This is a genomic window from Pseudomonas antarctica, from assembly GCF_900624995.1.
GTDB classification, from domain to species: domain Bacteria; phylum Pseudomonadota; class Gammaproteobacteria; order Pseudomonadales; family Pseudomonadaceae; genus Aquipseudomonas; species Aquipseudomonas antarctica.
In genome coordinates this window covers 1-20,436 of sequence record NZ_UYXQ01000022.1, presented here as the reverse complement: position 1 = coordinate 20,436, position 20,436 = coordinate 1, and the positions used below count along the sequence as shown (strand labels likewise).

At 58.6% G+C, this 20,436-nt stretch carries 13 protein-coding genes and 1 pseudogene; 5 read left to right on the top strand and 9 right to left on the bottom strand.

Annotated elements, in window-relative coordinates; translation table 11 throughout:
• Positions 1 to 97: 97 nt before the first annotated feature.
• The 3 genes from E0F99_RS14425 to E0F99_RS14415 all read right to left on the bottom strand — a co-directional run bounded on the left by E0F99_RS14425 (position 98) and on the right by E0F99_RS14415 (position 7,620).
• Complete coding sequence (locus E0F99_RS14425; RefSeq protein WP_083357429.1) at positions 98 to 6,058, bottom strand: dermonecrotic toxin domain-containing protein; 5,961 nt, start codon at positions 6,056 to 6,058, stop codon at positions 98 to 100.
• A 71-nt stretch (positions 6,059 to 6,129) separates the two neighbouring features.
• On the bottom strand, positions 6,130 to 6,720 hold the full coding sequence (locus E0F99_RS14420; protein ID WP_083357428.1) for a tRNA-uridine aminocarboxypropyltransferase: 591 nt from the start codon (positions 6,718 to 6,720) through the stop codon (positions 6,130 to 6,132).
• Positions 6,721 to 6,726: 6 nt separating this feature from the next.
• Entirely contained in the window at positions 6,727 to 7,620 is an 894-nt protein-coding gene (locus E0F99_RS14415; RefSeq protein WP_083357427.1) for a LysR family transcriptional regulator, read from the bottom strand.
• A 149-nt stretch (positions 7,621 to 7,769) separates the two neighbouring features.
• On the opposite strand from E0F99_RS14415, the gene speB reads away from it, so the two are divergent.
• Genes speB through E0F99_RS14395 form a run of 4 tightly spaced genes read left to right on the top strand, consistent with a single transcriptional unit; the run spans position 7,770 to position 12,085 of the window.
• The gene (gene speB, locus E0F99_RS14410; RefSeq protein ID WP_083357426.1) at positions 7,770 to 8,720 is read left to right on the top strand and encodes an agmatinase; all 951 of its coding nucleotides are present in this window, start codon (positions 7,770 to 7,772) and stop codon (positions 8,718 to 8,720) included.
• The gene (locus E0F99_RS14405; protein WP_083357425.1) at positions 8,720 to 9,142 is read left to right on the top strand and encodes a YybH family protein; all 423 of its coding nucleotides are present in this window, start codon (positions 8,720 to 8,722) and stop codon (positions 9,140 to 9,142) included. Before speB ends, E0F99_RS14405 begins: the two co-directional genes overlap by 1 nt.
• Positions 9,143 to 9,163: 21 nt before the next feature.
• On the top strand, positions 9,164 to 10,678 hold the full coding sequence (locus tag E0F99_RS14400) for a purine-cytosine permease family protein (RefSeq protein WP_083357424.1): 1,515 nt from the start codon (positions 9,164 to 9,166) through the stop codon (positions 10,676 to 10,678).
• Positions 10,679 to 10,702: 24 nt separating this feature from the next.
• The gene (locus tag E0F99_RS14395) at positions 10,703 to 12,085 is read left to right on the top strand and encodes a sodium:solute symporter family protein (protein WP_083357423.1); all 1,383 of its coding nucleotides are present in this window, start codon (positions 10,703 to 10,705) and stop codon (positions 12,083 to 12,085) included.
• Positions 12,086 to 12,159: 74 nt separating this feature from the next.
• On the opposite strand, the gene E0F99_RS14390 is transcribed toward E0F99_RS14395, so the two are convergent.
• The 3 genes from E0F99_RS14390 to ptrR form a co-directional block, all read right to left on the bottom strand.
• On the bottom strand, positions 12,160 to 14,262 hold the full coding sequence (locus E0F99_RS14390; RefSeq protein WP_083357422.1) for an FAD-dependent oxidoreductase: 2,103 nt from the start codon (positions 14,260 to 14,262) through the stop codon (positions 12,160 to 12,162).
• A 409-nt stretch (positions 14,263 to 14,671) separates the two neighbouring features.
• A complete protein-coding gene (locus E0F99_RS30870) occupies positions 14,672 to 14,794 on the bottom strand; it encodes a PA1414 family protein (RefSeq protein ID WP_269457884.1) in 123 nt (40 codons plus the stop codon).
• A gap of 142 nt (positions 14,795 to 14,936) precedes the next feature.
• Positions 14,937 to 15,830 carry a putrescine utilization regulator PtrR gene (gene ptrR, locus E0F99_RS14385; protein WP_083357421.1) on the bottom strand — a complete coding sequence of 298 codons (894 nt, stop codon included), beginning with the start codon at positions 15,828 to 15,830 and terminating at the stop codon, positions 14,937 to 14,939.
• Between the two features lie 103 nt (positions 15,831 to 15,933).
• On the opposite strand from ptrR, the pseudogene E0F99_RS14380 reads away from it, so the two are divergent.
• Positions 15,934 to 17,150, top strand: a pseudogene (locus E0F99_RS14380) (MFS transporter).
• On the opposite strand, the gene E0F99_RS14375 reads toward E0F99_RS14380, so the two are convergent.
• The 3 genes from E0F99_RS14375 to E0F99_RS14365 all read right to left on the bottom strand — a co-directional run bounded on the left by E0F99_RS14375 (position 17,062) and on the right by E0F99_RS14365 (position 19,990).
• Positions 17,062 to 18,504, bottom strand: coding sequence for an NCS1 family nucleobase:cation symporter-1 (locus E0F99_RS14375; RefSeq protein WP_083357420.1), 1,443 nt, complete (start codon positions 18,502 to 18,504; stop codon positions 17,062 to 17,064). The pseudogene E0F99_RS14380 and the gene E0F99_RS14375 sit on opposite strands and share 89 nt — an antisense overlap.
• A gap of 198 nt (positions 18,505 to 18,702) precedes the next feature.
• On the bottom strand, positions 18,703 to 19,101 hold the full coding sequence (locus E0F99_RS14370) for a DUF2177 family protein (RefSeq protein WP_083357419.1): 399 nt from the start codon (positions 19,099 to 19,101) through the stop codon (positions 18,703 to 18,705).
• A 52-nt stretch (positions 19,102 to 19,153) separates the two neighbouring features.
• On the bottom strand, positions 19,154 to 19,990 hold the full coding sequence (locus E0F99_RS14365; protein WP_083357418.1) for a CvfB family protein: 837 nt from the start codon (positions 19,988 to 19,990) through the stop codon (positions 19,154 to 19,156).
• Positions 19,991 to 20,436 lie beyond the last annotated feature (446 nt).

Below are 20,436 nucleotides of genomic sequence, written 5' to 3'. Positions count from 1 at the left end.
CGCAATCCAGACTGCGGGGGCGAACATCATACCGGGAAAGGCTGGCGGGCCATATCACGCAAAGTGCGGTGTTTATTCCACTGAGGTATAAGCAAGATCAGTCGCTGCTGACAAAAGCCCTCCATTCCAGGGTGGTGAACCGCAAGACGAGGTTCATCTTGGACGAGCGCATGGCCACGCCAATCTCGTCAACCTTAAGCCTGTACGCGTTATCACCCAATTCGCCACGTTCGCTTTGATCCACCGCCTGTTCGAACTGATCATCGTAGGGGCTTCGCGCCGATTCAAACGCTGAACGGTACTTTCGCTCCAGAAACCCCACCCAATACTCTTCATCCTTAAGCAGATCAGGCCAGTCGATTTGAGCCTCCTCATTGATAATGCCCCTGCGATATTCATTCAACGCAAGCGCGTCAATCTGCACGGTTAGTGTAGAAAAGCGCGCCGTGAGCGGCACCGGCAAATCCAACGCCTGCACCAGAGCGAGCCGACACCCCAGCAGGTACATACTGTGTTCGACGTTTGAATGAAAGGGGTAGTCAAACCGGACCCGGTACTCCAGAGACGCGATGCGGCGACGTGCCCGGTAGTAGTTCAAAAAGTCCGCAGCCGTGGCTTGACTGCCGGGTGCCAGCATCTGCAACGGCAACACCGCAAGTTCCAGGTCATTAAGGCACAGCAGCCAGCCATCCGCGTGGCCGCGGATGTACTTCAAACTCTCCTCAAACAAAACCCGCGCGACCTGCTCGTCATGGGTTGCGCTGTCAATCAATTGCCAGACTCTGCGGGTAATGTCTTCGCGTAATAGCCGATTCTTCGCAGCGATAAACGGCTGGTAGGAAGCAAAAGCCCCCAACAGCACGAGAAAGTTCTGCGCGGTTTGCTGTGAGGATACCTGAGACCAAAGAGCCCGACGCAGCCCCGACAGGTCTGGAGGGGTTGAAGCCAACCAAGGCTCGACAGAAGAAGAAACCGAGATTTGCTCCTCCCTCATACCAAAATAGACGTTCTGGTAACCCGGCCTTTGTCGGTATTGATTGAATACCGCCATCGTACTGTCAGAAAGCTCATTGCCCTGCAAATCCATAGCGATATGGACATTGAGGTTGAAGCCCAGATCTGTTTCGGTCAGCCCGTTGATACGGTTATCGCGCAAATCGAACGTACGAAGTTTTCGCAGGGTCACCGCCCCCCGGGGCAATCGATTGATATAGGTATTTCTCAGCTTGAGGACCGTCAGTGCTTTCAAACGATGGAGGTTCAACTGTTGACCCTGGCCAAGAGGGTTATAGGACAGGTCCAGATGGGTCAGGCGTGTCAACGTTGTCAGATACCGCACATCCTGCAAATTAGGCCGAATGCGATTGTTCGATAGGTTCAGCCGCCTCACGTCTTGCACCTCCGAAAGCCCTTCAGGCAAATGGTCCAAAAGGTTGCCATCGAGAGAAAGGCTGCACAGGTTCCCGAAGCGCTTGAGGAAGCCTGCCGGTAGCGCGTGCAACTGGTTGTCCCTCAAGCTCAGCAGCGTGACATGAAAAAAGTTTGCGTCCATCTGCGGCAGGCTATCCAGAGCCAAGTCGTCGAGGTACAGCTCATGCGGCACACCATGAGGAGAGGCCTGCTTACTCCAGCAACGTCGAATCCGTTCGGAGGCTTCAAGGTGGTTTTTCAAACTCACCGGTTTGCACAGCAAGCACCATCGTTCAAGGCCGGCATTCAAGCCATCTCGCTCGCTGAAAAGGCCGCTGATAAAGTCCTGCCGGTCCTCGAAGGTGTCAGCTACGTTTCGCAGGATCTCAATGGCTTCTGCATCAGATTTGGTCGGATACAACATTCGTAACCGCGCTACCTGCCCTGGGTTTACACCGCCTGCGCCCGCCTCGCCGCTCAGCGGATAACCTATGCGCCCGTCACTCAATCGTCGCGGCGGGTTGAACCAGGGGCGCGGCACCATGCCGAGGAGCTTTTCAATGCCGAACGGCTCCCCGAATACCTGCCGGGATTCCAGGCGTCGCGCAATTTCCTGTGTCAGCTCTTCAATACCCGCCCTATGGGTATAGCCCAACGCCAGGCGCTCACGGGCCGGCAGTGCGCCTAACAAAACCACCAGAAACTCACCGAAGCCGCCGATTGGGTGGCGCTCACCGTCGCCCCTCGGCTTATAGGCCTGATAGTGACCGTCCATTACCTCCAATACACGCTTTAGTGGCGTGCCGGCAGGGCCGATGCTGTCGACCAGACGCCCTCTTTCCCAGACCTCGACCCTTAGGTTTTTTGGCCATCCGTCGATGGCTGGCAAGGTATGCAGAATCAGTTTCGCGCTGTCTGCATTTGCGGCTGCGGGCAAATGCACCCCCTCCAAAGCGCGCGCCTTGCGTAAATAATGCAGCCACCAACGCACCGACGGTGCAAACGTAAAAGGCACGCGGCCAGCCTCCAGCTCTGTCCGCTCAACAGGCTTGGCCTGGCTCACCAACTCCTCGGCAATGACTGCGGTGAGACTGGGAAAGACGCGCTGCACCACTTGCGCCAGGGGGTCGGATGACTGCGCGGCCTTGTGGCACATCGCCCTGAACATTAACCGCTCCATCAAGGGTTTGTTGGTCATGACTTTGGCTTCCAGCACGGTTACTTGGTCTGCCCTGCTGACCCCAGCGCGCCCGACCAGTGCATCGGCGCTGTCCGGGCCGATCTCTCCCAACAGTTGATCAAAGAAGTCGCGCCCCGCTGCGGTGCCCTCAAACGCGTCCATCCCCTGCATGTGCGTCTTAAGCCGCTGATGAAGGGTGAAGCGCTCGACGGTCTCCCTCAGGATCGCGGGGGGCCGCTCGTTACGCACATGTACCCGACGCAGGATGTCCGGCGTCACCCCGCTGATCTGCTGAATCTGATCGATGGCATCCGGCGACAATGCACGCGCCAATGGCCCCAGACGCTGGAACGGCTTCTGCCCGTCCCAGGTCAAGGGTTTTTCCCACTCGTGACGCCAGGCGCCAGCGCCGTTGTGGGTCAGTACCGGTGCATAGGCGTCGTCCAGGGACGGGTGTTGAATGCGCCATGCACTAGGTTCCCCAGCCTCGGCGACCTTGAAATATTCCCCGTCGATAAACACGTAGCGATCCGTCCCAAGGCGGTAAAGGCCCAGGGCATCGGGTTGGCGTGCGATTTTCGAAGTGTCGGCGGCGTGGACATAGCGCTCGATCCTGCGCTGGTAAGGATAAAACGAGCCATCGAGCGCTCGATTGCTCAACATGGCCTGAGCAACCCGATAACGAAACTCGGTAACCGCCTGTTGTGCATTCAAGCCGAGGCGATGCAGATCCGACGTGGCGAGCTGGTTGATGATCGCCTCATAGAAACTGTCGGCACCGGTCAGCGTTACACCCCTGCGAGACTCCCGGTAGTCGTACGCGCAGAAGCGCCCTCGCAGCTCATCGATAACAACGATGCTCCGATCCCTTTTACCGTTGGAAACGTAGGGCACTGCTTGTTTCGCAGGGCTGACGATCAATGCCTGGCCGCTCAGGTCACGCAATACGCCGGTGGCAAACTCGCAGGCCCAGTTCTGGGTTTGCTGGTCAAACCTGCGTGGGTAAAAGAGCCCGTCGACAATGACCTCTTGGCGGGCCACCTGACGCGCGGCACGCAGCGCGTTGTAAAGCGCTTGGGGTTCAAGTTGCGAGCGCAATAGCTGCTCCTGCTGATGGGGTGACAACGGGTGATCGCGCAGCACCTCCAGGATCCGCGCCAGGCTTAATTGCGGGTGCAAAGCCTGCAACTGTGTGATCACAGCGGGGACGGGAGGCTCATGCCCGATGCTCTCAGGCAACAACGTGCGTACGGTTGCGCTGGCACCACTGGCCAGCGTGCGGCTGACCTCGGCGAAGCGAGTGAGCGCGTCGAACAGATCGATTCTCAAGGCCGTGGCCAGGGAGGCCAGTTGCTGGCGAACCCGCTGTTCGCCAGCAGAAAAAATCGTCGGCAACACTCCCACAATGGCCTGGGGCAAATGGGCCGTGAGCTGGCGTGGCGTGGCATAAGCGAATTGGTAGTTTTCCAATGCAGTCACCGTCACCACCTCAGTCGTGGGGAGCGTTGAACCCTTGCTGTAGCGGCGAATCTCCTGGCCTTGATGATTTTCAATGCTCAAGGCAGTGCCCGTGGGCCAAGCGTCCAATTGGGTCAGCAAAGGCGCCATGACGTGAACAGCCTCGAGAGGGGCGGGACGGCTGGGGTCGGCGCCCTCCACCACCCAGTCGATCAACCTGTCGGCCTGAAATCGCTGCACGGCATCGACTAGGGAGGCCGTCGGACGTTCGACGGCCCAGAGCTGATTCAACACCTTGCGCGAAGTGCCGCTTAAGTCGAGTAGAGCCTGCATATCCCGCGCCGGAGTGCCTTGCCTGCCGAGCATCCTTTCGAGCAACTCAGGGTTCGTCAGGCCCTGCACATCAGGCGCGCCGCCATGGGGTTCAGACAGCTGGCGGTACAGCGCCTGATGACGGCGCTGCACGCTCTTGGCCAGGCGTGTATGCAGGCGACCACTGATCAGTAGATCGGCCAGATCGGCAAAGCCCTGGAGCAACTCTCCAGGCTGACCTTGAAGGGCGTGGTGGGCACCTTCGATCAAGGCTTGCTCCATCGCAACAAACATCGCGAAAGCACGTACCCGCCCCAATCCTTTCAATGCACCCGGTACCGGGATCAACAGCACATTGAGGATCTCGCTGATCAACGTTCCGAACAGCTCGAGCATGTTCGACATGAAACCTGGGGTGGGATTGGCCAATGCCTGCAGGTTGGCTCGGCAACGCTCGATATAGAAGTCGTTCAGACTGACCACGGGCGTTTTTTGCACCGCATTTCGCGCGTAGCCGATCTGCTCCATCTTATTCATTGTGGGAATGGATTGAGCCAAACGATAGAGCAGTTTGGCGAACCCTTCGAGATCAGGCGGCGGCGCACCTTGGGCAATCTTTATCAGCCGGGCGCTGTCTCGAAGAGACATGATCTGGTACAGCCAATCGACTTTCCCCCTGCGGTACAAGCCATCGAAGGCGACATGAAACTCTTCGCAGGCTTCCCGGTGACTGTCGTGGTGACGCAGAGAGCCGCCAGGGCGATTCGGGAAAAAGCTGAAGGCACCCGGGCTACCGCTGACGGCAAAAACGATATGCGCGATGCTCAGTTTGTCACCCGGAGGCTGGCCCACGTATTGACCCGTCAACCCGACGTGTTGAGGCACCCAACGGGTGTTATCCACGCCATGGGGGACAAACAGCAGCATCTCCTCCACCCGCCCCCACGGCGTCTGCCCCACCAGCGCGCGCTTGACCTGCTGATATTTGTCTCGGTCGACTCGGCTGTCGGTGGTATTTTTCAGGGCCTCAATCAACGCGAATTCAAACTCGGCCTTCGCTAACCCCATGATGCTGTTCCCCAGCAAGCCGGTGGGGAGCAATGCCTGATCAAGGCGGGCTTGCAGCTGGCCGCCAAGATTGAGCTCGCGTACCAATTTAATGAAATCGTCGGCAGTAGCCTTGATGTCTTCGTCCAGATAACTGGCATCGGCCAGGCCCGTGCGGCCGGGATAACTCCAGCCGGTCAAACCGTTGTAGTTCATGCAGGCAGCGTTCCACAAGGTCATACTGGCAACCTTCATCGTCCCGTCCTGCCCGCCATCGGCGGCGCGGCGTTCACGGTCCAAGGACTTATAGCGGATATGGATGCGTGCAACAGTGGGGTCGATGTCCTGCCCAGTCAGGGTTTTCAACTCGGTGCGCAGTGACGCCAGCGCCTGTTGCTGGAATGATTCGGTTAGTGCATAAGTCGCCTTCTCCGCGGTGTTCTGGGCATCAATCCACGCTCGCTGTAGACGCACGTACTCAAGCTTTTGTGCTGCATTGAGCGCGCCGAGAAAACCATGGAGCGTGCCCCGCATAGCGTCCAAGAATTGCAAGGTTGACCACTCAGGGCCTGCCATCAATGCGCCCTGTCGCGCCGCGATAAATTCGGACAACGAGTCCTGCGGCGCCCTGTTGGTAATCGGCTCGACCATTTCTCTATTCCTGAAAAGGTCAGCCTATCGCGTCGCAAGCAGGCATTCGGGTAGTTATATAGCGTCCTGCATCAACCGTGATTTTTCTCGAAAACCGCCGGCCCCATCGCCGCAATCTGGCCCTCGATCAAGGCGTCGAAAGGCTTGAGCAACAACTCGAATGAGGTAGGCGCTTCCAGCACCTGCAGCGCCTGCGCAATGGCCTCCACCGTGGACAAGGCGCCGGGCCCAGGCGCCTTGCGCAGGCGATAGCGCGACACGCTGTCGCCGGCCAGCGTGACCCGTGGCAACGCGGCCAATAACGGGTTGAGGTGCAACAGCTTGCGCGCCTTGCGCCAGGTACCGTCGGGCACTACCAGCAACAGCAGTTGATCGTCGGGCTTGTAGGGTTGCAAAGGCTGCGCATCGTCCGCCGGAAACAGCAGCCGCGCTTGATAACCCGGCTGATTCAACAATGTCGCCAGGTCTTCGAACACCTCACCCACTACCCACTGCACATTATTCAAGCCCAACGCTGCCAACCGTGCGGTGTTGAGTGCGTGGTTGACCTCGCTGGGATGCTGTAACAGCAACACGCGAGTGCGGCTGTCGAGACTGGGGATCAGCGGGCACAGGCAGTGGGCGACGGGCCTGAGGCAGCGGGAGCATTGGGGTCTGGACATGGTTTTTCAGGCCTGATTGAGCTGAGCTTTGAGTAAATCGCGGAAGGTCTGGATCAGCGGTTCGCGGCTGCGTCCCCGGCGCATGATCATCGAGAACGGCGCCTGGTAGCCGAAGGTTGCCGGCAGTAATACGCGCAGGTCGCCCTTGTCGGCCCAGGCCTGGGCGTAGTGCTCGGGCAGGTAGCCGATGTAGGCACCGGACAGCACCAGGATCAGTTGCGCCTCCATACTTTCCACGGTGGCCGCACTGTGCTTGAAGCCATGGCGTGCCAGCTCGGCCTGGCTCCAGTAGCCGCGCCCGACCATGCGCTGTTGGGTGATCACCTGTTCGGGGATACGCCGTTCGCTGAACAACGGGTGCCGGGTGCTGCAATACAACCAGTGCTGCTCGCGGTACAGCGGCATGTAGATCAGCCCACTCATGCGGTTGGAAAAGGCGCCAATGGCCAAATCCAAGCGGTTATCCTGCACACCCAATTGCAGCTCGTAAGGGCTCATCACCGACAAATTCAAATGCACCGCTGGGTGTTCCAGGCTGTAGGCGCCGATCACCTCAGCAAATGGCAGCGCCTTGTCGCTGACGGTGGAGTCCAGGACGCCGAGCTTGAGGGTACCGCGCAGCTCGCCCTTGAGCGCTGCAGCATATTGCTCGAAGCCTTCGAGTTCGGCCAACAAACGCAGGGTTTCCTGATGGAACAGCTCGCCCTTGCTGGTCAGGCTGAACCCGCCGCGCCCGCGATGGCAAAGCACCAGGCCCAAGGCCGCCTCCAACTGGCTCATGTAGGTGCTGATGGCCGAGGTCGAGAGGTTGAGTTCGTGCTGGGCGTTGGCGAACCCTTGATGCCGCACGACGCTGACGAAAATGCGCAGGAGTTTCAGGTCGGGCAAGGCGTTGGCCATGGTCGTCTCCGGGTGTGGATGGCGGCAGTCTACCTGCGCGCCTTAGTTTAGAAAAATCTGAACTAAGTATTTGCCCCTGCCGATTCTTCCCGTCCCGGGCTTTTCGCAGAATCGGCCTCTAATAAACAAAACAACGATGAGGCAATCCCGTGGACAAGATTTTCCACCAACCACTGGGCGGCAACGAAATGCCGCGCTTCGCCGGCATCGCCACCATGATGCGACTCCCCCACCTGCAGTCGGCCAAAGGCCTGGACGCCGCCTTTGTCGGCGTGCCCCTGGACATCGGCACCTCGCTGCGCGCCGGCACCCGCTTCGGGCCGCGGGAAATCCGCGCCGAATCGGTGATGATCCGTCCCTACAACATGGCCACCGGCGCAGCGCCGTTTGACTCGCTGTCAGTTGCCGACATCGGCGACGTAGCAATCAACACATTTAACCTGCTCGACGCCGTACGCATCATCGAAGAAGCCTACGATGAGATCCTGGAGCACAACGTCGTCCCGATGACCCTGGGTGGCGACCACACCATCACCCTGCCGATCCTGCGGGCGATTCACAAGAAACACGGCAAGGTCGGGCTGGTGCACATTGATGCCCACGCCGACGTCAACGACCATATGTTCGGCGAGAAAATCGCCCACGGCACCACCTTCCGCCGCGCGGTGGAAGAAGGTTTGCTCGATTGCGACCGCGTGGTACAGATCGGCCTGCGCGCCCAGGGCTACACCGCCGAAGACTTCAACTGGAGCCGCAAGCAGGGCTTTCGTGTGGTCCAGGCTGAAGAATGCTGGCACCACTCCCTTGCGCCATTGATGGCCGAAGTACGTGAAAAAGTCGGCGGCGGCCCGGTGTACCTGAGCTTCGACATCGACGGTATCGACCCGGCCTGGGCACCGGGCACCGGCACGCCGGAAATCGGCGGCCTGACCACCATCCAGGCGATCGAGATCATCCGTGGCTGCCAAGGTCTCGACCTGATTGGTTGCGATCTGGTCGAAGTTTCGCCGCCTTACGACACCACCGGCAACACCTCGCTGCTCGGCGCCAACCTGCTGTACGAGATGCTCTGCGTACTGCCCGGCGTGGCGCATCGCTGATGAGCACGCTTGCTGTGCTGCAAGCCGCTGCCGACCTGGTGTCGGCCTTTGCCCGCAATGACCGCGCCGCTTACTTCGGCGCGTTCACGGAAGATGCCAGCTTTGTGTTCTACACCCTCCCCCAGCCGCTGCTCAGCCGCGACGCCTACCAGGCGTTGTGGGACAGCTGGCGCCGGGGCGAGGGGTTTGAGGTGCTGTCCTGCACGTCAAGCAACGCCATTGTCAGCTTGCAGGGTGACGTGGCGATTTTTATGCATGACGTGGCCACCGAGCTGCGCATGAACGGGGAGCACGTTTTTAGCCAGGAGCGCGAGACCATTGTCTTCACCCGACAAGGGTCGGACGCACAACAAAAACAAGGCCTGTGGCTGGCCTGTCACGAACATTTGTCCGCTATGCCGGAAGGGCTGCCGCCCCCTTAGCCACTGTGATCGGAGCTGATCATGAATAATAAAAACAACGATAAAAGTATTCGAAAGATAGAAACCAACGGGGTCGAACAGATCCCCGACCACGAACGCACCGCCAGCCCCAAGGATCTGTTTCGACTGATCTTCGGCGGTGCCAATACTTTTGCCACCGCCGTACTGGGTGCGTTTCCGGTGCTGTTCGGCTTGTCGTTCCAGGCCGGTGTCTGGGCGATTGTGTTGGGCGTGCTGGTGGGCGCGCTGATCCTGGCGCCGATGGGCCTGTTCGGACCGATCAACGGCACCAACAACGCCGTGTCTTCCGGTGCGCACTTTGGTGTGCACGGGCGGATTGTGGGCTCGTTTCTATCGCTGCTGACGGCGATTGCTTTCTTCTCACTGTCGGTGTGGAGTTCAGGCGATGCGTTGGTCGGTGGTGCGAAACGCCTGATTGGTTTGCCAGAAACCGACCTGACGTTGGGCCTGGCCTACGGCCTGTTCGCCCTGCTGGTGCTCACCGTGTGCATCTATGGCTTTCGCTTCATGCTGTGGGTTAACCGCATTGCCGTGTGGGCGGCGAGCCTGCTGTTCCTGCTGGGGATCTTCGCGTTTGCGCCGGCCTTCGACAGCCACTTCGCCGGCACCGTCGCCATCGGCCAGACTGGCTTCTGGGCAGCGTTTATCGGTGCAGCGTTGGTGGCCATGAGCAATCCGATTTCCTTCGGCGCGTTCCTGGGTGATTGGTCACGCTACATCCCACGTGAGACGCCGAAAATACGCATCATGCTGGCGGTGGTGCTGGCCCAGATCGCTACCTTGATTCCGTTCCTGTTCGGCCTGGCCACCGCGACCATCGTGGCGGTCAAGGCCCCGGACTACATCGCAGCCAACAACTACGTCGGCGGTTTGCTGGCGGTCGCGCCGAGCTGGTTTTTCCTGCCGGTGTGCCTGATCGCGGTGATCGGCGGCATGTCCACGGGCACCACGTCGCTGTATGGCACCGGATTGGACATGTCCAGCGTGTTCCCGCGCCTGCTGTCACGGGTCAAGGCCACGCTGCTGATAGGGGTGATGTCGATTGCCTTCATCTTTATCGGACGTTTCGCCGCCAACCTGGTGCAAAGCGTGTCGACCTTCGCCGTGCTGATCATCACCTGCACCACGCCGTGGATGGTGATGATGATCATCGGCCTGATCGTACGTCGCGGTTTCTACTGCCCGGATGATCTGCAGGTGTTCACCCGCGGTGAAACCGGCGGGCGCTACTGGTTTAGCCATGGCTGGAACTGGCGTGGCCTGGGGGCCTGGATCCCGAGTGCACTGGTGGGCCTGTGCTTCGTCAACGTGCCGGGGCAGTTTGTCGGGCCACTGGGCAACCTCGCCGATGGCATCGATATCAGCCTGCCGGTGACGCTGGGGTTGGCCTCGGTGGTGTACCTCACCTTGCTTCGTGTGTTCCCCGAACCGGCGGCTGTTTATGGCCCCAGGGGGCCGCTTCGCAGCTCAGCGCGAGCAAGCTCCCTCGCCACAGAAAGCACCTCAATAGCCTAAAAAAATAATCGGAGACCCGCCGTCATGGCTTTGGATTTATTCGTCGTACTCATCTACGCCGCCGGCATGCTCGTGCTCGGCTATTACGGCATGCGCCGCGCCAAGACCCACGAAGACTACCTGGTAGCCGGTCGCAACCTGGGCCCGTCGCTGTACATGGGCACCATGGCCGCTACCGTTCTTGGCGGCGCATCCACCGTCGGCACCGTGCGCCTGGGTTACGTGCATGGCATTTCCGGCTTCTGGCTCTGCGCCGCACTGGGCGCGGGCATCATTGCGCTGAACCTGTTTCTGGCCAAACCGCTGCTCAAGCTTAAGATCTTCACCGTCACCCAAGTCTTGGAAAAACGCTACAACCCGATGGCGCGTCAAGCGAGTGCGGTGATCATGTTGGCCTACGCACTGATGATCGGCGTGACCTCGATCCTGGCCATCGGCACCGTGCTCCAAGTACTGTTCGGCCTGCCGTTCTGGGTCTCAGTGCTGTTGGGCGGTGGCGTGGTGGTGGTGTATTCGACCATCGGCGGCATGTGGTCGCTGACCCTGACCGACATCGTGCAGTTCGTGATCAAGACCGTCGGCCTGATGTTTATCCTGCTGCCAATCTGCCTGTACCGTGTCGGCGGTTGGGACCAACTGGTGGCCAAGCTGCCAGCGTCGAACTTTAGCTTCACCGAAATCGGCTGGGACACGATCATCACCTACTTCATGATCTACTTTTTCGGCATCCTGATCGGCCAGGATATCTGGCAACGGGTATTCACCGCCCGTGACGAAAAAGTCGCCCAGTACGCGGGCACCTTCGCCGGTTTCTACTGCATCCTTTACGGCCTGGCGTGCGCCTTGATCGGCATGGCGGCGCACGTGCTGCTGCCGAACCTGGACAACGTCAACAATGCCTTCGCCGCTATCGTCAAAGCCTCGTTGCCGGACGGCATTCGCGGCCTGGTGATCGCCGCCGCACTGGCCGCGATGATGTCCACCGCCAGCGCCGGTTTGCTCGCCGCTTCCACCGTCTTGACCGAAGACCTGCTGCCGCGGTTGCGCGGGGGCAAGCAGTCGAGCCTGAACGTCAACCGTCTGTTCACGATGCTCACGGGCATTGCCGTGCTGGGTATCGCATTGGTCGTCAACGATGTGATCAGCGCCCTGACCCTGGCTTACAACCTGTTGGTGGGCGGCATGCTGATCCCGCTGATGGGGGCGATTTTCTGGAAACGGGCGACCACGTCCGGGGCCATTGCATCGATGACCCTGGGCTTCGTGACCGCACTGGCGTTTATGTTCAAGGACGGCTTGGATGCGAACACGCCGATCTACTACAGCCTGGCGATTGGGCTGGTGAGCTTTGTCGTGGTGAGTTTGTTGTCGCCACGACCGGAGAAGATCGCGGCTCGGGCGATTTGAGCTATAAAGAATTCAGAGCAGTTTCTTCAGCGGGTGCGACGTCGGATGTCGCGCCCGTTTTTTTCCGCACACTCTCAATCAGCCCAGGTTGCCGAAACGCCAGGCGCTCTTGCCTGAATTATTTCCTGGACTAAAGAAGCCCACAACAAGCCCTGTGTTGTGCCTGCGGCATAGGTTGCCCCGGCCACAATTCGGTTGTAGGCGGCCCAATAAACTATTGATAGTCCATCTGAAGAGCCGGGTCGGACACATTCGATAACTTGTAAGTCGCCACGTTCGATCGCTTTGCGGTAAGACGTTGGAAAGTGCCGAGAAACAGCGGCCAGACAAGCCGTCAGTATCTGTTCCTTGTACGCCGGCGCCGCATCCGGCGGAACCTGCCCGCCCGAGACAAGAATACATTCGCCGTCCAAGCGGCAATTCATAACGCCGATTGGCAGATCGTACTGCAGCTTGAGTCCGCGCAGTTCCTTCCCCTCATTCCCAACAGCGCGCAACTTGAAAAACCAGCCCGTGATCGCGATCGCCTCCGGCTCCTCCACTCCCATGGCGGTGACAACAAAATGTTCTCTGCTCAGATCAGCAATTTGGACTGGATTGAGATACTGAGTCAGGAACTGAACCCCAGAGCGCTGCAAAAGCCTCACTGTCTCAGCCATCAGGTGAGTAAATTCCAGATCGTAGCCCGATACCTCAATAGCCCGACCGATCCCCGGGATCGCATAACTTGCCTGGAATTGCAGTTGACTGATCTCTACACATTCACGTCCAGGCTTGCCACTCGGCCACGGCCTGTTTTCGATAGCGCGTTGCTCACAGATCGCCGCCTCTACACCGCTGGCGTCGTCCCGGTAGGCTCGTACAATCCGTGAGCGCGCGAATCGTGCCAGCGATGGGTTGTCGGCCAGGAGTTTTTCAAACAATTCGATGCCTGCACGGTTGCACTCGACGGCCAAATACTGATTTCCGGGAGTCAGGAAATCGTTATGCAGTGGCTTGGCAGTCGTCTCCGTGGCTGACAGATGGCGCATGTTCACAGGCTTATGGCTCGCGCCATCGCTCTGCTGATTTCCTCCGTATACCGTGACCTGATAATTCGCCAGTCGGAACATCACGGCTTGAAGCAAACCGTTAATACCTCTGCCGATGATCGACACGCGTGGCGCACGCGTATCGGCCTGTTCGGAGGGGATCGTCATTATTTGGGTTATTTTGCGGCTCACAATGCCGTGCAGGGCCATCAAGCCCAACTGAATCGAGACCGCATAGTCGAGGTCGCAATGGCAGGCTTCGGTGGTTGCCGCCTGCGTGGTCAGCATTGCCGGATTGCACCATGTGGAAACACTACAGCCGAGCGCTTCGGTGCGAACCCGAAAGGCATTCAATGTTCCGGGCCCGTAATCCAGTACAAGCTGGATGCCTTCAGCCGTTGCCAACGTTTGCAAAGCATCATCGCTGAACACGTCGGGCTTGGCGATACAGACCAGGCGAGCTTGCCTGTTCAGGCATTGAATGAGAGCACGATCAATGCGGTGAGCGGTTTCAGCATTCAGGGATAAGCATAGGGCGACAGCAGAGGTCCCCTCCAATGCCTCGCGCCAGTCGGCGAAAAATGACACTCTGAAGTCGAAAAATGCGTCTCCGATAGTGTCCGGCGCCCGGTCGTGTCGAACTAACACTTTGATCCGAACCTCCGGATCTCGATCAAGCAACAACTTAACAAGCTCTTGTCCTACATTGCCGTAGCCCAGCACACAAACATCCTGGGGTATTGAGCCATCGGCCAGCGTCAGCCAGTGCGCGAGATAGTCAGCAACATGCGGTGCGTTGACCCCGGGAGTGTTAACGACGCGAATATCGTTGGTTTCGCACAGGTCCAGTCGTACCTTATCCAGACTTGTACCTCTGCGAACCAAATGGAGCGCTCCAAAGGGGTGAGAGATACGCCATTGGTCAATGACATCCGCATCGATCAGTTGGTCGCCGACAACAATCGTTGATGGGCGCAGGAGCCCAATCTGCATGAGCAGCGCTTGCTTGGCTAATGTCGGGGGAAAGAATACTACGTTGCTGGGCGCGTCGGCTCTCCAGCCCCTCGACGCGGGTGCAATATGTAAAATATTTTCGGTAGTGGCGATGAGTGACACGGCGACTGACGGAATGGAAGAGAGCCTCATAATGTGTCTCCAGCAACTTTTAATTAGCGCCTCGAACATCTAGATCTTCGCGTGTAAGCCTTAAAAAGGCTGACGAATTTAAAATTACGCCTTTCTTTTTAATTAGATCAGCCAATCAGGTCTGATAAACAGGTAGTCCAATTCCGACATTTACTGAACCTTTCTGACGCGCGCAAGTTTGGACTACTTGCCTGCATTACAGAGAAAGCAATAAAGGATAGGCTCGATAAGTTTCTGCTGGAACCAGACGTCATCATCCGGACGGTCGGTTAGGCATGGCGGGATTCAGAGGCGTTTTTTTCAGCGAGTGCGACGTCGGATGTCGCGCCCGTTTTTTTGGTCTTGCGCAACAACAACTGTGGGAGCGGACTTGCTCGCTCCCACAGTTATTGTTGCGGCGATACCGGCTTTAGCGGCGACGCGGCCGACGCTGCTCGTCATCCGTGCGAATCGGGATCGGTTGCAGCGGAGGCTCGATCAAGCCAAGCGCGACTCCAACGTCATGGAGCCAGTTTTGAATTTTCTCTTTCATGGTTGCCCCCTTTGCGGGTAATGCGGGTCGGCGAGAGTTTTGTCGCCTTTTCCTACAGTGATAGTAGCCCTAAGTCCTAAGTAATGCTTGAACGAAACCACAACGAACTATTACTGAATTGATCCAAATCCTGACGGATCGTTCAAGCAATCGCGCGTGCGTCCTGCAAGGACTCGGCTTTGCCTTCCTGCTGCAGGTCGATCCATGCATTGAGGTTAGCGCCGAGCATACCCTTTCGCCACATCAGCCAGGTCGTTGCGGTAGCAAAAGGCCCTGTTAGGGGATGAACGGACACGCTGCCCTTGCCCGGCAAGCTATCGAGCATGGATTCGGACATCAATGCCACACCGGAACCGGCGATGACGCAGGCGAGCATGCCCTGATAGGACTCAATCTCAATCGCCCGGCCCATGGCCACCCGCTCGTGAGAAAACCAGGTTTCCAGACGTGCGCGGTAGGCGCAACTGCGGCGGAAAGTGAATACCGAGCGGCCGGCAACATCCTGCGGCCCGCGCACGGGTGGGTGATCAGCCTCACAAATCAGCACCAGGCGTTCTTCGCAAAGCGGCACACCGTCCAGCGTGGCAATGGTCAGCGGGCCATCCACCAACGCCGCGTCCAACCGCCCAGTGATCAAGCCTTCGAGCAATTCACCGCTGGGCGCCGACTGCACCTGCAGGTTCACCATCGGATACGCCTTGTGGTAGAGCGCCAATAACTGGGGCAAATGAATTGCGGCGGTGCTGTACATGCTGCCCAGCACAAAGTCGCCAGCCGGTTGCCCGCCCTGAACGGCGCCGTGGGCTTCATCGTGCAATGCGATCAGACGGGTGCTGTAGTCCAACAAGACTTTGCCCGCAGGAGAAAGCTGCAAACGCTGACGCTCACGAACGAACAACTCAACACCGAGCTGCGCCTCCATCTGCTTAAGCCGGGTCGACAGGTTCGACGGCACGCGATGCAGGCGCTCGGCAGCACGGGTGATGGAGCCCTCTTCTGCCACGGCCTGGAAAATCCGCAATTGACTGAACTCCATACCTTTCTCCAAAACTGAACAAGTTAGTCACTATTATTCATTTTTACAGAAAGTCAATTCGCTTTAGCCTGAAGGTCGTCGCCTCCTTGCAGGAAACCAGAGCATGTCAGCGCTGACCCGCTTACTCACCAGCTTTATCGCCCTGATGATGGCCATGGGCATTGGCCGCTTCGCCCTTACCCCGCAGATGCCGCATTTGCTCAGCGAGGGGCAAATCGACCTGACGGGCGCGGGCCTGATCGCCGCTGCCAATTACCTGGGCTACTTCGTCGGCGCGGTGGATTCAGTCTTCGCCCGCAGCCACCACCATGTGCGCGGGCGTATGTACGGTGGGCTGTGGCTGTGTGTGCTGCTGACGCTGGCATCGTATTGGGCGCAAGGGTTTTGGCCGCATCTACTGCTGCGTTTCGGCACCGGCGTTGCGAGCGCCTGGGCCTTAGTGATGATCACCAGTCTGAGCCAGCCACTGGCGATCGCCGCCGGGCGCCCGCGCTTGGGTGCCATGGTGTTCGCCGGGCCAGGGCTGGGGATTTTGCTGACCGGTTTGCTGGCGCTGGGCTCAAACCTGCTGGGGCAAAGTTCAGCCACGCTGTGGTTGGTGTATGGCGTGGTGGCACTGCTGATGTTGCTGGCGATTCTGCCGTTCCTGCCTCAACCGAATACCACGGTTGCACCTGCCATCAGTGCCGGCAGCAACCAGAGCATCATGCACTTGTGCTGGATTTATTTTCTCTACGGCCTGGGCTACATCATCCCGGCGACCTTCCTCTCGCAGATGGCCAGCGCGCAATTCAAAGGCGCGTGGCAGGCCGATCTGTTCTGGCCCTGTTTTGGTCTGACGGCCGCCGTCGGGGTCGTGGTGGTGAGCATGCGCCGCCACAGTCCGCACACCACCCGTCGCTGGCTGATGGCAACCTTGTGGCTGCAAGCGGCCGGTGTGTTCGCCTGCTTGCTGGGCAGTGGCTGGGCTTGGCGCTGGGGGTGTTGCTGTGCGGTACGCCATTCCTGGCGTGCATGATGCTGGTGATGCAACGTTTACGAGAAATCGCGCCCCACGGCTATCAGCGCAGCACCGGCCTACTGACGGCCAGTTTTGCCATCGGTCAATTGAGCGGCCCCTTGCTGGCGTCGGTAAGCAGTCATCTGAGTGGCGGCCTGCAACCGGCATTGGTGATCGCAGGTGCAGGCCTGGCATTAGCTGGCGCGGTATTGCTGCGCCCGGTCGCGGCGGTCAGCCAGCAACCATCGGCGCCGGCACGCGAACCTGTTCTCGCCGCGCAAGGACCAGGAAAAACAGCCCACCCAGCAAGCAGCCGGTAAACCAGGCGAAGTTGGCCATGCCCTGCAAAGCCGGGGTGAAGGTGATCGCGACGCCCACCAGCATCGCGGGCACCAAGGCTTTGACGGCCGTCCAGTTCACGCCGCCGTCGAAGTAATAGCGCCCGCTGGGGCTGTCATCGAACAGCGCGTCCACATCGATCTGCTGTTTTTTGATCACGTAGAAGTCCACCAATAGAATCCCGAACAGCGGCCCGATAAACGCCGCGAGGATATCCAAGGTGTAGTGGATCATCAGCGGGTTGTTGAACAGGTTCCACGGGGTAATGAAGATCGACGCGACTGCCGCGATCATTCCACCGGCACGCCAGCTGATTTTGCTCGGCGCAACGTTGGCGAAGTCAAACGCAGGAGACACGAAGTTGGCGACGATATTGATGCCGATAGTCGCTGTAACAAACGCAAAGGCGCCAAGCAGTACCGCCATGCTGTTGTCGATTCGCGAAACGGTGGCGATCGGGTCATGCAGCATTTCGCCAAACACAGGCAAGGTGCCCGAGACGATAACGACGGTCACCAGCGAGAACGCCAGGAAATTCACTGGCAACCCCCAGAAATTGCCACGGCGCACGTCGCGCATGCTGCGGCAATAGCGGCTGAAATCGCCAAAATTCAGCGTGGGGCCGGAGAAGTACGACACCACCAACGCCGTTGCCACAATCACCTGGCCAAAAGCCTGCCATCCCGACAAAGATTTTTCCGCCAGGGTAAAGCTGATATTCGCCCAGCCGGCCTTCCACACAATCCAGCCAGCCAAGGCGAACATCACCGCATAAACCACTGGCCCCGCCCAGTCGATAAAGCGGCGGATGGATTCCATACCGGCCCAGAACACCGCAGCCTGCAATAGCCATAAGCTGAGGAAACCAAACCAGCCCAAGTAGGATAGGCCGGCAAAATGCGGCTCTGCATACACCGCCATCTGCGGGAAAAAACGCAGCACCACGATGATCAAGGCACTCGAAGCCAGGTACGTCTGAATCCCGTACCACGCAACCGCGATCAGGCCGCGAATCACCGCCGGAATATTCGCCCCGAACACGCCGAACGCCAGCCGGCAGATTACCGGGTAAGGCGCCGCCGCTTGCTGACTCGGTTTGGCAACCAGATTAGCGATCAATTGCACGATGCAAATACCCGCAAGCAAGGCGATCAACACCTGCCAACTGGCCAACCCGAGCGCGAACAGGCTGGCGGCGAAGACGTAACCGCCGACGCTGTGCACGTCACTCATCCAGAAGGCGAAGATGTTGTACCAGGTCCACTGTTGCGGCAGTGGGCCCAGGTCCTGATTGTACAGGCGCGGGCTGTAGCCTTTGGGCAACTGTTCGGTCATCGCTTGGTTCCTCGAAATACCGGCCTGCGCTTGCGCAACGGGATGCATACGGGAGGCGGCCTGGTTTGTATACGAGGCTTTCAGCAGATTGCGTGCCAATAGAACACAATCCCTCTGGAACGGCGTTCCAAAGGGTTTAATGAAGACCTATAAGTGGGAACTGCGCTCAGCAACGGTGCACACAAATCCTGTACACAATCAGTGGCGCACCCGATGTGCACACAGGTAGCCAACCGTGCAGCACGCCGCTGTCAGGAAGGTGCCCCACGCCATGTCCATCATGGCCAACCCAGCGGACCAGCCTTGCAGCGTGGCCCAGTTGCTCAGGTCATACGTGCCGTAGGCCACCAGCCCGAGCAAGGCACCCAGGCGCGCGGCGCGTTGCCAAGTGGCGCTTGGCAGGACCACGAACACCACACAACCGATCACATACAGAAGATAGAACAACACGGCGGGCAACAGGCGGGGTTGGTCAAGCATCAATGGGCCCAGCAGTGACTTGTAGGTCGGGCCCATAAGAACGCCGAGCCAAAGGCCATCGAGCACCAGGAAGGCAAGCAAGGTGGCGAGGTAAGCGAACAGTGTTTTCTGGGTCATTTACGCAACCTCTGTAGGAGCCCAATTGCTCCTACAGAAGAGCAAGCCGCACTCAGCTTAGTTCAATACGATCCGCGTGAATCACAATCTGACCTTGCTTGTAGAGCGCGCCAATGGCCTTTTTGAAGTTGCCTTTGCTCACGCCGAACAAGTTGCTGATCACCGTCGGGTCGCTTTTGTCGCTGACGGGCAGGGTGCCGTTGTTTTCACGCAACTTGGCGAGGATCTTCGCGTTCAGGCTGGAAGCCGCTTCCTGACCGACCGGCTGCAGGCTCAGGCTGATGTTGCCATCGGCGCGAATCTCCTTGATAAAGCCTTTCTCTTCCTTGCCCGGGCGCAGGAACTTGAACACTTCGTTCTTGTGGATCAGGCCCCAATGCTTGTTGTTGATGATCGCCTTGAAGCCCATGTCCGTGGCTTCGGCCACCAGCAGGTCGACTTCCTGGCCAACCTGGTAGTTGGCAGGCGTCTTGTCCAGGTAGCGATCCAGGCGCGCGGTGGCGGTGATGCGCTTGGTGTGCTTGTCCAGATAGACGTGCACGACACAGTACTCACCCGCAGTCATCTGACGTTTTTCTTCCGAATACGGCAGCAACAGATCTTTTGGCAAACCCCAGTCGAGGAATACGCCAATGCTGTTGACCTCGACGACTTTCAAACTGGCGAATTCGCCGACTTGAACTTTCGGCTTTTCAGTCGTCGCGATAAGTTTGTCATCGCTGTCCAGGTAAATGAAAACGTTAAGCCAGTCTTCATCTTCACTGGGAATATCTTTGGGGATATACCGATTAGGCAAGAGGATTTCGCCATCTTGCGCACCGTCCAGGTACAAACCAAAGTTAGTGTGTTTAACCACTTGCAAGCTGTTGTAGCGCCCGACTAAAGCCATTTCCAATACCCTCGTTACGTGGGCGGCATTCTACCCGAGTTGCGCCCAGCACGCGCGCGCGCCTGAAAAATCGCGGGCTGGAGTGGCGTTGCGATAGAACCGATCCGCTCGTCTGATCAGCGCACCCCATTTTGCCAAAGGCCTGTGACCGTTTACGCCAGTGGTTTCGAGGTAAAACAGTAAGTTAGACGGTTATTTCAACAGCAAACTTTGGCTAATTCTGGCAGCGCCCATTATTCCTAAAGGATATTTGCCAAGCAATTGTCAAGTATTTCCTGTACGATGCCTGGCCAAGTTAATTTTCTACAGGTTAGTGGCCGCCATGCGCGTAAAAGCATCCAACAGCAAAGCAAAGCCAGCTCCAGCCGTTGAAACCAGCCAAACGATCAACAGCCAGCTTACAGCGGTCCACAAGTCCGCCGGCGAAAGCCAGCAAATCACCAAGG